Consider the following 11102-nt stretch of genomic DNA (forward strand, 5'->3'; position numbering starts at 1 on the left):
TCCTCTATTCAAAAAAAGCTAAGCATTTTTTCGCTTAGCTTTTTGAAGGTTCTATTGTCAGTTTTTCTTTCATTTTTCGAATTAGAATGAATGCAAAAATAGTAAAAATAAAGAAAATACTTTCTGTAACAAATATATTCAGCACTTGTTTTTGATAAAGGGCTGCAAAGAAATCAACGAGTGCATGAAACAGTACAGCATATACGACGAAAATATATTTTTTTTGTTTTACACCATACAACACAAGCATTGTAAAGGAAATTTGTAGAACGAGTGCCATGATTCTTTCTACCCCGCCGAGTAAATATAGATACGAAGGAGCAGAAAGTAAGGCATCTTGTACTTGACTCAGTTGAGGTGTTTTTTCAATGAGTTGTGCAAAGCTACCATTATTAATAGAAGTAGCAAAAATAAGAGCTTGCAGCCCAGCAAGTCCTCCAATTAAGATGGATTCAATCCCCCCATGACCGATTCCGTAGGCAAAGCCGTCTTTATATTCTTGGTATTTCTTTAATAGGAAAAAGAAGGCGATAAAGCGTCCTACTTCTTCAAAGATACCAGCGGCAAGTCCACCATAGAGTGCATATAGAAATGGATTTTCTAATATTTTAGAAGTTGTCGGATTTCCTAGCATGAATACATGAAGAGGTGTTTCAAGAATTTGAGCGAATCCGATAAAGACGAGAATACCTATCCCAACTACTTTCCAGTTTATACGATATTTTTTTCGTAAATAGATAAAAGTAATAATAGGCACGAAAATCGAAAGAACAAGTTGAATAATGATGCTTGTAATGACAGCATTTGAAACCATAAATTTCACCGCTTTCTAATATATATACATTTATATTATGCCTGAATTTTTCTGGAATGTGGAGTAGTCTCCATTTTTAACATAAAAAAGAGGAATTTCTGGTTGACTCTCACGTTGCGTGATACTTTATTGTAGAAGCTAAGGGAGGCAAGATTAATGAGAGTAAAAGAAGTAGCCGATTTAGTTGGTATTAGTGTGCGCACGCTCCATCATTATGATGAGATTGGACTATTAATTCCAGATGAGGTAACAGAATCAGGATATCGCCTATATTCCAATCAAAATTTAGAAACATTGCAGCAAATTTTATTTTTTAAAGAGCTTGGCTTCCCTTTAAAGAAGATTAAGGAAATTATCATGAGTCCGTCATTTAATCGTGAGGAGGCACTTCAGGTACACCGGAAAATGCTGCTTGAGAAACGTGAGCGGTTAGATAAGATGATTGCGACGATTGATAAAACAATAAAACATGCAAAAGGAGAGATTCAAATGACGAATAAAGAGAAGTTTGAAGGATTTGATTTCAGTCATAACCCATATGAACAAGAAGCGCGAGAACGATGGGGAGACGAAGCAGTTGATAAGGCGAATAAAGCGGCTGCTAGTATGTCTAAAGAAAAGCAAGAAGAGTTGAATCATATATACCGAAAGCTTGCTACTCTTCGGCATCATGCGCCCGATTCAAAAGAAGCACAAGAAGCAATGCAAGAATGGTATGATTATTTACAAAGCTTTGGCCATTATTCATTAGAGGCGTTTAAAGGTTTAGGGCAAATGTATGTGGATGATGAACGTTTTACGAAAAACATTGATCAGTTTGGAAAAGGTTTGGCTCAGTTTATGTGCGATGCTATGGCAATATATGCAGATCGTCATTAAAAAGAAGAAAAATAGAGGATGCCTAAAGATAGGCGTCCTCTATTTTTACTTTTTAATCATATCATGTAACGTCTCATTTTGCGTATTGTTTAAATGTGGATTTTTGCTCATTTCACGCTTTAACATAGTAATACTTTGTTCATATTCGGTATCGTTTAATTGACCAGATTGAAGTCCTTGAATTTGAGAAATCAACTTTTGGTCTGTTGAGACATATGCTTTATAATAGCGAGGAACGACGGACAAAGCTGTTCGGTATACTTGATCTGTCACAAGCTTATGATTATTTGTATTTGCACGATATACAACGAATACTTCATCGTCAGTTACAAGTGTAGCAGCATTTGTTACGTCGGGAAGTTTCACAGTCATACTTGTAATCATTTCAGCGACTTTCTCTCGGTTTATACTACCCACCTGATTATTGGATACTTCATGCTTTTGTTTCGAAGAATATCCAACCCTTGTAAGTCTCGTATTTGTATTTTCTGAATGATACATGTCATTTTTATCGGAAACAAGGATACGGCTTCCTTCCTCACGTTCCATTTCGGCCTTATTTGCTACTTGGCATCCTGCAAATAAAGAAAGGGTGAGAAACGAAAGAATCATTTGTTTTTTCATAATGTATCACCTCCTTCTTTATAGCATTTACTACTTTTCAATTTTTTGTATTTGAAATTGTTGGTTGTAAGCCTTTGTGATACGATAAAAAGAAGAATGCTTAGAAAGGAAGTTAATGATGGAGCAAAAGCAAGAGATTCATGCTACGGTGAGCATTAATAATGTTCAATACGAAGTAATTAAAGACTATCGTGACGGTTTTCGTGAAGAAGCATTTAAAGAGCGCTATGCAGAAATTTTAAATAAATATGATTATATCGTTGGTGACTGGGGGTACGATCAACTGAGATTGCGCGGCTTTTTTGATGATAGTAACCAACGTGCGACATATGATACGAAAATTAGCACAGTATCGGAGTACCTATACGAATATTGTAACTTTGGTTGTGCATACTTTGTATTGCGAAAAGTGAAGAAATAAAAAGAAATCCTCTTACGATAGAAGTAAGAGGATTTCTTTTTTGTGCATTTATAAAATTTGATTGCTATATTTTTTATTTCGTCTTCAGGTAAAAAATGTATTTCCTTACTTTTGTTAACTTGATGGCTATGCTCCTTAAGGGAGCTTTTTTATGCTGCAGGTTCTGTTGGAGCTAATTGAGGAGTTATTTCCCCGCCATCCATTCCGTCATTCATCATAGATTGATTCATAAATTTATTAATCATTTTTTGCAGCTCATCCATTGGAACAATGTTCTTTTCAGAAGTATCGAATGTGAATTTGATTGGTTTATCGATAGATTTGATATTGGAATGAATATTCACATCAAATTTAATTGTTTCATTTTTATCTTTAGGGTTTTTTGCTTCGATATGAATTACTGCATCCTGTTTTTTAATTGTGTTTCCATCCATTGTATAAGTTAAAGAAACAGAAGATTTACCAAGGTTTCCATCTTTCAATTCTTTCTTAAAGTCTTCAATTTCTTGTTTTGTTCCAGTGAAGTTTTTCATTTTAGACATTTCATCAAATACCTTTTCAATCACTGTTTTTAAATCTTTACCTGCTAATTTCACAGTATATACATCGTTTTCTTTTGTAAATTTGTCTTCAGGAAGCGATTTGATTGCATCTAATAACGCTTTTTGTACTTTCGCCTGGATTTCCATAGATTCTTTTGTATCTACTTCTCCTAAATCTTTCATATCCATTTTGATAACTTTTCCTTCTAGAGTAGAAAAACTATCACCAGGAATGCCAGCTAATTGTAAAAGCGATTTTACATTATTCGCTTTTACATATAAAGCCTTTTTCCCTTCATCCATAAACATTGGAATCGATATATCCATTTTCATTGCATCTGTTTTAATATTTGCACCAATTGTTATTTCATCTTTTTTTGCATCTTTATCTGTTTTTGAATCAACTGTAATTGATACGTTTTTTAACATATCCATTGCCGCTTTATCTTCTGGTTTCATATCTTTCGCATTAGAATCAAATTTAAAAGAAACGGAACCGCTTGATTCCATTTGTTTTGCATTTAAAATGCTTTCTGTGGAAGAAACAACTGTTTCTTTTGCAGATTTTCCACACGCAGATAAAGCGAAAAGACTCAAACTTGCTGCAACCACTAATCCCATTTTCCCAAACTTCAAAAAAATCACCTTTTCTAATATATTCTTATTGTTCTTACATTAATATATTAACAAAATATTTAGAGTTTTAGAAGGTTTATTTTTCCTTTATTGTGAAAAAAATGATGGTGGATAGTTTGAATATTGTTGATTTCATAAGCTTAAAACGTGAAAAATTCAGTTGAAATAAAAGGTAACTCCTATCTTTCTTTTAATTACTAAATTTTGTGAGTAAAAGAATTGATTTTTACATATAAAGAGAAAATTTACGTTGTTTTAATAGTTATTTTAATTGAGGTTGCTGAACTTATTTCTCGTAAAGGAGCAAACTTGAAACGTCTAAAAGAGGCATGGCTTGCTCAGTTTGAACGAGATTTAACTTCTGAACGGACAAAAGAAGGGATTATGGCAGTAAAGAAATGTGAGAAATATACTGGGAGACTAAAAAACGATAAAGAAAAAATAAATGAAGCTTTATATTTGATAAAACAAGGAATGAATCGTACGGATGCGGCAGAAAAAGCGGGTGGCTTTTTTGAGACTGATGCTATTCAATTGCTGACCATTACAAAGTAAATGTTGGCATGTGTAGTAGACATCCTTTGGATAGAAATAGCTTTGTTCATACATACATAATGGGCCGGCAATTCAAAAAACACCAGCCACTAAAGTAGCTGGTGCCATAATATTAAATCAGTTCAAATAAGAATGAGCGCAGTTCTTCGGCAATTTCTTCAGAGACAGAAAAAGCATGCTCTAAGTAGCCGGGTTCGTTTAAATCGTCAGTTCCAATGATAGCGAATTTATTACGTTGCATATCAAGGACAATTGTTTTGCCATAATGACGATCGGAGTATAAAAGCGCTAAATCATGGCGTTCGTTTTCTCCCATAAAGCTAACGAAACGAGTTTTTGTAGCGACTGTATCGTCGTACAGAAAGAAACGTTCTTCCATACTGTGCATGCACGCTCCTTTTTAAATATCTAAGTTTAAATGAGGCTTATGGTCTAAATGGTGATGTGTTTTAATAAAGCGTACCGTTCTTGTTTTATAACGCATAACGATAGAATATGTTTCTGCTAAATCACCGCCGAGGAATTTTACACCATCTAATAACTCGCCAGCAGATACACCTGTTGCTGAGAAAATTGCATCATCGCCAGATACTAAATCTTCTAACATAAGAAGTTGACGAGGATCTTCTAGGCCCATTTTACGGCAACGCATTTCCTCTTCCTCATTCATTGGTACTAAGCGCGCTTGCATTTCTCCGCCAAGACACTTTAATGCGGCTGCAGAGATAACACCTTCTGGAGCGCCTCCAATACCGACAAATAAGTCGATTCCTGTTCCTGGTAAAGCGGTAGCGATAGAGGCACCAACGTCACCATCACCAAATAATTTTACACGTGCTCCTTTTGCACGCACACGATCAATAATATCTTGATGACGTTCCCGTTCTTGGACGATAACCGTTAGGTCACGAATTTTTTTATTGTTTGCTTCTGCTACAATTTCAATTGTTTTTTCAATTGGATCATCTAAGCTAATTTTACCAGCTGCGTTTGGACCAACCGCGATCTTTTCCATGTACATATCTGGAGCATGAAGAAGATTTCCTTTATCTGCAATTGCAATAACTGCCATTGCATTTGCAAGGCCTTTTGCAACGATATTTGTACCTTCTAATGGGTCAACGGCAATATCTACTTCTGGACCGTTTCCTGTTCCTAATTTTTCACCAATATATAACATTGGTGCTTCATCAAGCTCTCCTTCACCAATTACAACAGTACCTGCCATGTTTACTGAATCAAACATATTACGCATAGCAGTAGTTGCTGCATCATCTGCTTCATTTTTTTTTCCGCGTCCCATCCATTGTGCGGATGCTAATGCTGCGGCTTCTGTTACACGGACAATTTCTAATGCGAGTTCACGTTCCAAGGTGACATTCCTCCAATTTCAAAAATCATACAATTATAACTATAACAAATTACAGGGAAAAGGTGAATTCGAAAAATTGTCGATTTTTTCAGAAGAAAAGGTTACAATTAAAATGTAAATGCTTTAATTTCCAGGTAGGTGACCTTTTATGTACTTTGTAGATAGAAAAAAGATTGAGAAAATGTTAACGTGTTTAGAACAAGTTGTAGATACATTTCAAGAGAAAAAAAAATATGAAACAAATTTTGAATATTATGCGTTAGAACGCATGTCTCATCTTATCATTGACTGTATATTAGATGTTGGTAACGCAATGATTGATGGATTTATTATGCGTGATCCAGGAAGTTATGAAGATATTATTGATATTTTAATGGATGAAAAAGTAATAAGCGGAGCGGAAGGAGAAGGACTGAAAGAAGTGATTCTTCTTCGAAAAATGCTTATGCAAGATTATATTGAAATGAATCATAAAAAATTATATGAAACAATTCAAAGACAGATTGCATTCGTACAAACATACCCTGCGAATATTCGCCGTTATTTAGAAAAGGAATTAGGACCTGTATCTGCATTTGTTGCAGAATAAATGGGTAGATAATATCCCTACTTTTTAGGGATATTATCATGGTTATCATAGTGAGAAACAAGGGAGAAGGGTGAGAAAGAGAAATGGGGGAAACGCGTACAACAAAAGAAGAAATTGTACAGCTTTTAAAAATCAACGGGGAGCACACCGTTGCGGAGTTAGCAGAGTCATTGGAAATTACGGAAATGGCAGTACGTCGACATTTAAGTAAACTAGAGAAAGAGCAACTGATTGATTCCAAAATGGTAAGACAACATGTTGGACGACCGACATATTTATACGGTCTTAGTCAAAAAGGAGAAGATACATTTCCGAAAGAATATAAGCAATTTGCAATCGATATGCTGAAAGATTTAGCGAGCAGTGGCAATGAAGAGCTACTTCGGCAAGTGTTAAAAGCACGAACAAACAGAATGAAAGAGCATCTTCAAAAACGAGTGGATGGAAAAGGGAGTTTGGCATATAAATTGCAAGAAGTAGCTGCAATTCAAGAGAAAAATGGTTATATGGTACAAGTGGAACAAGAAGATGAACAATCGTTTATCTTGAAAAAACAAAATTGTCCATTGATGGCCATTGCAGAAAAATTTCCACAGCTATGTGAAGATGAAAAAGATATGTACAAACAATTGTTTTCTGAAGCAGATGTAAAGATATTAACCAATATGTGTGATGGGGACTGCAATTGCTCTTATCGAATTCAAGAGAAAAAATAAACGTAATGAGACGCTTTAGAGTAAAGCGTTTTTTTCTTTTGGAAAAGAGGTTAATATAAGAAAGGTATGGACGCTATGATAAAAGGAGAGACAGAATAGATGTATAAAGGTTATTTAATTGACTTAGATGGTACGATGTATCGCGGTGAAGAACAAATTGAAGAAGCAAGTGACTTTGTAAAAGCATTACAAGAGCATGGTATCCCATATTTATTCGTAACGAATAATTCAACGCGAAAACCGAAGCAAGTTGCTGAAAAACTTGTTCGTTTCGATATTCCAGCTGAACCAGAGCAAGTATTTACAACGAGTATGGCGACAGCGAACTTTATTTATGAACGTAAACAAGATGCCACTGTGTATATGATTGGAGAAGAAGGCTTACATGATGCACTTGTGGAAAAAGGGTTTAAGCTTGTGGATGAAAGTCCTGACTTTGTCGTTGTTGGATTAGACCGCGACATCACATATGAAAAATTGGCAAAAGCATGTCTTGCTGTACGTAATGGCGCAACGTTTATTTCCACAAACGGAGACATTGCCATTCCGACTGAGCGCGGGTTACTACCTGGGAACGGTTCACTAACATCTGTTGTAGCAGTATCCACAGGTGTAGATCCAATCTTTATTGGGAAACCAGAATCCATTATTATGGAACAAGCCTTGAAAGTACTTGCTGTGACGAAGGAAGAGGCAATCATGGTTGGGGATAACTATGATACCGACATATTAGCAGGAATAAATGCTGGTATGGATACGCTTCTTGTCCACACTGGAGTCACAACTGTGGAAAAATTAAAAGATTATGAAGTGCAACCAACGCATGTTGTGCATAACTTGACGGAGTGGATTGAGAAAATGTAATGAGGGGCAGGTAACGAAATGGTTGCCTGTTTTTTACTTTTTAATGCAGAAATTTTGTGGATGTGAATGATTTTATATCCATTTTTCCTTACAGTAAAAATGGATTTCATAACAAATATAGAATATACATGATTAGCGTATTGGGAGGAGGAGAAAATGAATATACACAAACTAACAAAAACAGAAGCAAGAGAAATTGGTAGATGGAAATATGAGGAACCATATTCGTTATACGATTTTTCGGAAGAGGAAGAAACAATGAAAGAGCTACTAAATGGTACATATTATGGATGTTGTAATGAGAATGGCGAGCTCATTGGTTATTTTTGCTTTGGAGAAAGTGCACAAGTGCCAGGGGGAAGAGAGGCTAATTTATATGGGGGAGAAGGTGTAATAGATATTGGTCTGGGTATGAAGCCAGAATTAACGGGGCAAGGAAGAGGGAAAGAATTTTTTCAGGCTGGAATACAGTTTGCTATTCATGCATTTCAGCCGCAAAAAATTCGCTTAAGTGTTGCAGCGTTTAATGAAAGGGCCATTATGTTATATAAGAATGTTGGATTTAAACAGCAAGTTGTATTCATAAGCAGAGAAAAGAAGTTCCTGCTTATGGTCCAGTCCAAATTAGATGGATAATATAACCGAAGAAAATCATGGTAAGATAGTATGGCGATAGAACATGCTCTAGCTACTGTACGAACAAACCCTCTTTCACCAATGAATGCTAAAACAATGGATAGAACACTACATGTAATTATAGTTGTTTCTAATGATGGGGTGAGACGCAGTGTTCATACAAAACATAGAAAAAATAGAGTGCTACTAATGAATGCAAGCAGTAGGGAAAACAAAGAAAAGGCTTGTTTATGAGTCATTTCAATCCACCCCTTTTTACAAGGAGTATATAATACCTTGAAATATATGTAAATTAAAAAAAGAACCTCCTTCTATCTTGAACTAGAAGGGAGGTTCTTTTCCTTTACTCTGCATGCTCAGCTCGGTGTGCCAAACGACTTGAAGCAGCGGCAGCGATTCCGCCAACGATATCATCAAGAAATGTATTAACTTTTCCAGTTGATTTATCATTTAAGTATTCTAAAATACCTGGTTTTAATTTATCGATATATCCAAAATTTGTGAAGCCAATAGAGCCATAGACGTTCACGATAGAAAGTGCGATTACTTCATCAATTCCGTATAATCCTTCATCGCGCTTTACAATATCTTGCAACGGTTCACTTAACAGACCTTTTTCAGCAAGGATATCTAATTCAATTCCTGTAATAAGGGCATTTTGAACTTCACGTTTCGATAATACACGTTCTACATTGTAACGACATTCTGCCATCTCTAAATTAGGATGGTATTTTTTTTGAAGAAAGTGAACGAGTTCAGCAATGTCATCGATTGTTACACCGCGCTCTTGTAAAAGTTGGAATGCTTTTTCTTGTAGTTGATTTGATTCTTTCATGTTTATCACCTTTTTTTCTTTTTATTATTTGTATACGTTTCTTAGCTTTATCATGTGCATAGGAATGAAAGGCGAGCACAAGCTCATATATATATAGAAAAAACATAGGTGGCGACTATGATGATTCAGCATATTTATGAGCATTATCAAATGCATGTCAAAGAATTAATTCCCCTTGGCCCCTATAAAAGTTTTTGGATTCGCAATAAAATTTATGTACTTCTTCCGATTGGAAATATGGAAGAGGAAGTACTTGTTGAAATGAAAAAGCTCAGTGATTATATGAACCAGCAAGGGGATATTACTGTTGCAACTTTCGTTCCAACGATACACGGTTACTATGTAAGTGAAATAGAAGAAAAAAATTATTGTTTATTAAAAGGTATACGCTTGCTTGAACGACATGCTGCTCCATTGGGAAGTGAACTTTCATTATTCCATAAACGCGGTGCCTTTTTCCCAGAGGAAATTGATAAATTAAGCCGCATTGGTGAATGGAAATCGCTATGGGAAAAGAGACTTGATCAATTAGAGCGTTTTTGGCAATCACAGGTTATGAATCATCCTTCAGACGTATTTGATCAATTGTTTATTGAATCATTCCCTTATTATTTAGGAATTGCTGAAAATGCTATTCAATATGTTGTTGATACAGAGATAGATGATACACCACAGCTTTCTGATTCCGCAACGATTTGCCAAGAAAGATTTACACCTTTATTATGGCAACAAACGAATCGGTTAAAAATTCCTATTGACTGGGTATATGATCATCCAACTAGAGATATAGCAGAATGGATGCGCTCTATAATAACAGAGAAAAAGAAAGATTCGGAACGACTAATTGTTCAATTTATTTCCGAGTATGAACGAAATTATTCGTTATCTTCTTTTGGATGGCGTTTATTATTTGCACGTTTACTGTTTCCGCTCCAATATTTTGAAACAGTAGAAAGTTACTATCAAACAGATAATGAAGAGCATAAAAGTGTATACAGGGATCGCTTAGAGGACATTTTACACGATATGAACCGTTCAGAGCAATTTATGAAGCATTTTTATGAATTTTTTCGATTACCTGTTAATAAGTTAGGGATTCGCAAATTAGATTGGTTATCGTAAACAATGGCGTAGAATCAAACAGAGATCTCTGTTTGATTCTACATATTGCGGTGAGGAAAAGGTGTCATTATTTGTCGAGCGGTCGATAAGTTGTGTCGAATCGCCGATAAATTGCAAGATGCGCCGATATTTTAGGTCGAATCGCCGATAAATTGCAAGATGCGTCGATATTTTAGGTCGAATCGCCGATATAATTTCAATTACCATTTGTTTTTCCAAAAAAAACAAAAAAGAGATCAGATTTGATCTCTTTTTTTGAGGCGATTCTGAGCGAGCCGCCTCGGCTTTTAAATATATCTAGCTCCGGCGGCTAGAACAGTCGGTCATTTCGCTTCTTCCTGCGAGGCAAAGAACGCCTCTACGTCAAAAGCTCCAATGTCCTCCTGTTCTGAGCGAGCCGCCTCGGCTTTTAAATATATCTAGCTCCGGCGGCTAGAACAGTCGGTCATTTCGCTTCTTCCTGCGAGGCAAAGAACGCCTCTACGTCAAAAGCTCCA

General features: G+C 35.7%; 14 protein-coding genes and 1 pseudogene. 9 read left to right on the top strand and 6 right to left on the bottom strand.

Annotated features, from left to right (window positions below; genetic code table 11):
• Positions 1 to 34 precede the first annotated feature (34 nt).
• Positions 35 to 814 carry a YhfC family intramembrane metalloprotease gene (locus MR063_RS13485; protein ID WP_242198478.1) on the bottom strand — a complete coding sequence of 260 codons (780 nt, stop codon included), beginning with the start codon at positions 812 to 814 and terminating at the stop codon, positions 35 to 37.
• A gap of 156 nt (positions 815 to 970) precedes the next feature.
• Between MR063_RS13485 and MR063_RS13490 the strand changes: the two genes are divergently transcribed.
• Entirely contained in the window at positions 971 to 1693 is a 723-nt protein-coding gene (locus MR063_RS13490) for a MerR family transcriptional regulator (protein ID WP_242198481.1), read from the top strand.
• A gap of 45 nt (positions 1694 to 1738) precedes the next feature.
• Here the strand turns inward: MR063_RS13490 and MR063_RS13495 are convergent, their stop codons facing one another.
• Positions 1739 to 2317: a YhcN/YlaJ family sporulation lipoprotein gene (locus MR063_RS13495; RefSeq protein WP_242198484.1), complete on the bottom strand. Its 579-nt coding sequence runs from the start codon at positions 2315 to 2317 to the stop codon at positions 1739 to 1741.
• A 118-nt stretch (positions 2318 to 2435) separates the two neighbouring features.
• On the opposite strand from MR063_RS13495, the gene MR063_RS13500 reads away from it, so the two are divergent.
• The gene (locus MR063_RS13500) at positions 2436 to 2738 is read left to right on the top strand and encodes a YutD family protein (RefSeq protein WP_242144028.1); all 303 of its coding nucleotides are present in this window, start codon (positions 2436 to 2438) and stop codon (positions 2736 to 2738) included.
• A gap of 149 nt (positions 2739 to 2887) precedes the next feature.
• Here the strand turns inward: MR063_RS13500 and MR063_RS13505 are convergent, their stop codons facing one another.
• Complete coding sequence (locus MR063_RS13505) at positions 2888 to 3916, bottom strand: hypothetical protein (protein ID WP_277927871.1); 1029 nt, start codon at positions 3914 to 3916, stop codon at positions 2888 to 2890.
• 267 nt (positions 3917 to 4183) lie between these two features.
• Between MR063_RS13505 and MR063_RS13510 the strand changes: the two are divergent.
• Positions 4184 to 4471, top strand: a pseudogene (locus tag MR063_RS13510) (hypothetical protein); the annotation flags it as partial.
• A 112-nt stretch (positions 4472 to 4583) separates the two neighbouring features.
• Here MR063_RS13510 and MR063_RS13515 read toward each other — a convergent pair.
• Positions 4584 to 4850, bottom strand: a complete 267-nt coding sequence (locus MR063_RS13515; RefSeq protein WP_041810600.1) for a DUF3055 domain-containing protein — start codon at positions 4848 to 4850, stop codon at positions 4584 to 4586.
• 21 nt (positions 4851 to 4871) lie between these two features.
• Positions 4872 to 5843 (bottom strand): class II fructose-bisphosphatase, encoded by a 972-nt coding sequence (glpX, locus tag MR063_RS13520; RefSeq protein WP_242198488.1) that lies wholly within the window; start codon positions 5841 to 5843, stop codon positions 4872 to 4874.
• Between the two features lie 148 nt (positions 5844 to 5991).
• Here glpX and MR063_RS13525 point away from each other — a divergent pair, with 148 nt between their 5' ends.
• The 5 genes from MR063_RS13525 (at position 5992) to MR063_RS13545 (ending at position 8882) form a co-directional block, all read left to right on the top strand.
• Positions 5992 to 6432: a DUF86 domain-containing protein gene (locus MR063_RS13525; RefSeq protein WP_242144031.1), complete on the top strand. Its 441-nt coding sequence runs from the start codon at positions 5992 to 5994 to the stop codon at positions 6430 to 6432.
• 83 nt (positions 6433 to 6515) lie between these two features.
• The gene (locus tag MR063_RS13530; protein WP_242144032.1) at positions 6516 to 7148 is read left to right on the top strand and encodes a helix-turn-helix transcriptional regulator; all 633 of its coding nucleotides are present in this window, start codon (positions 6516 to 6518) and stop codon (positions 7146 to 7148) included.
• Between the two features lie 99 nt (positions 7149 to 7247).
• On the top strand, positions 7248 to 8012 hold the full coding sequence (locus MR063_RS13535; protein ID WP_242198490.1) for a TIGR01457 family HAD-type hydrolase: 765 nt from the start codon (positions 7248 to 7250) through the stop codon (positions 8010 to 8012).
• A 156-nt stretch (positions 8013 to 8168) separates the two neighbouring features.
• On the top strand, positions 8169 to 8648 hold the full coding sequence (locus MR063_RS13540; RefSeq protein WP_242198492.1) for a GNAT family N-acetyltransferase: 480 nt from the start codon (positions 8169 to 8171) through the stop codon (positions 8646 to 8648).
• Positions 8649 to 8678: 30 nt separating this feature from the next.
• The gene (locus tag MR063_RS13545; protein WP_242144036.1) at positions 8679 to 8882 is read left to right on the top strand and encodes a hypothetical protein; all 204 of its coding nucleotides are present in this window, start codon (positions 8679 to 8681) and stop codon (positions 8880 to 8882) included.
• 109 nt (positions 8883 to 8991) lie between these two features.
• On the opposite strand, the gene MR063_RS13550 is transcribed toward MR063_RS13545, so the two are convergent.
• Entirely contained in the window at positions 8992 to 9483 is a 492-nt protein-coding gene (locus MR063_RS13550; protein WP_242144037.1) for a phosphatidylglycerophosphatase A family protein, read from the bottom strand.
• A gap of 120 nt (positions 9484 to 9603) precedes the next feature.
• Between MR063_RS13550 and yutH the strand changes: the two genes are divergently transcribed.
• Positions 9604 to 10605, top strand: coding sequence for a spore coat putative kinase YutH (gene yutH / locus MR063_RS13555; RefSeq protein ID WP_242198494.1), 1002 nt, complete (start codon positions 9604 to 9606; stop codon positions 10603 to 10605).
• The last annotated feature ends 497 nt before the right edge of the window (positions 10606 to 11102 follow it).

Source organism: Bacillus cereus group sp. BfR-BA-01492 (genome assembly GCF_022662815.1).
Taxonomy (GTDB): Bacteria; Bacillota; Bacilli; order Bacillales; family Bacillaceae_G; genus Bacillus_A; species Bacillus_A cereus_BD.

Bases quoted from the DNA above. Each gene is read 5' to 3' on its own strand.
- MR063_RS13485 (WP_242198478.1), bottom strand. From the start codon at position 814: ATGGTTTCAAATGCTGTCATTACAAGCATCATTATTCAACTTGTTCTT.
- MR063_RS13490 (WP_242198481.1), top strand. From the start codon at position 971: ATGAGAGTAAAAGAAGTAGCCGATTTAGTTGGTATTAGTGTGCGCACG.
- MR063_RS13495 (WP_242198484.1), bottom strand. From the start codon at position 2,317: ATGAAAAAACAAATGATTCTTTCGTTTCTCACCCTTTCTTTATTTGCA.
- MR063_RS13500 (WP_242144028.1), top strand. From the start codon at position 2,436: ATGGAGCAAAAGCAAGAGATTCATGCTACGGTGAGCATTAATAATGTT.
- MR063_RS13515 (WP_041810600.1), bottom strand. From the start codon at position 4,850: ATGGAAGAACGTTTCTTTCTGTACGACGATACAGTCGCTACAAAAACT.
- MR063_RS13525 (WP_242144031.1), top strand. From the start codon at position 5,992: ATGTACTTTGTAGATAGAAAAAAGATTGAGAAAATGTTAACGTGTTTA.
- MR063_RS13530 (WP_242144032.1), top strand. From the start codon at position 6,516: ATGGGGGAAACGCGTACAACAAAAGAAGAAATTGTACAGCTTTTAAAA.
- MR063_RS13535 (WP_242198490.1), top strand. From the start codon at position 7,248: ATGTATAAAGGTTATTTAATTGACTTAGATGGTACGATGTATCGCGGT.
- MR063_RS13540 (WP_242198492.1), top strand. From the start codon at position 8,169: ATGAATATACACAAACTAACAAAAACAGAAGCAAGAGAAATTGGTAGA.
- MR063_RS13545 (WP_242144036.1), top strand. From the start codon at position 8,679: ATGGCGATAGAACATGCTCTAGCTACTGTACGAACAAACCCTCTTTCA.
- MR063_RS13550 (WP_242144037.1), bottom strand. From the start codon at position 9,483: ATGAAAGAATCAAATCAACTACAAGAAAAAGCATTCCAACTTTTACAA.
- yutH (WP_242198494.1), top strand. From the start codon at position 9,604: ATGATTCAGCATATTTATGAGCATTATCAAATGCATGTCAAAGAATTA.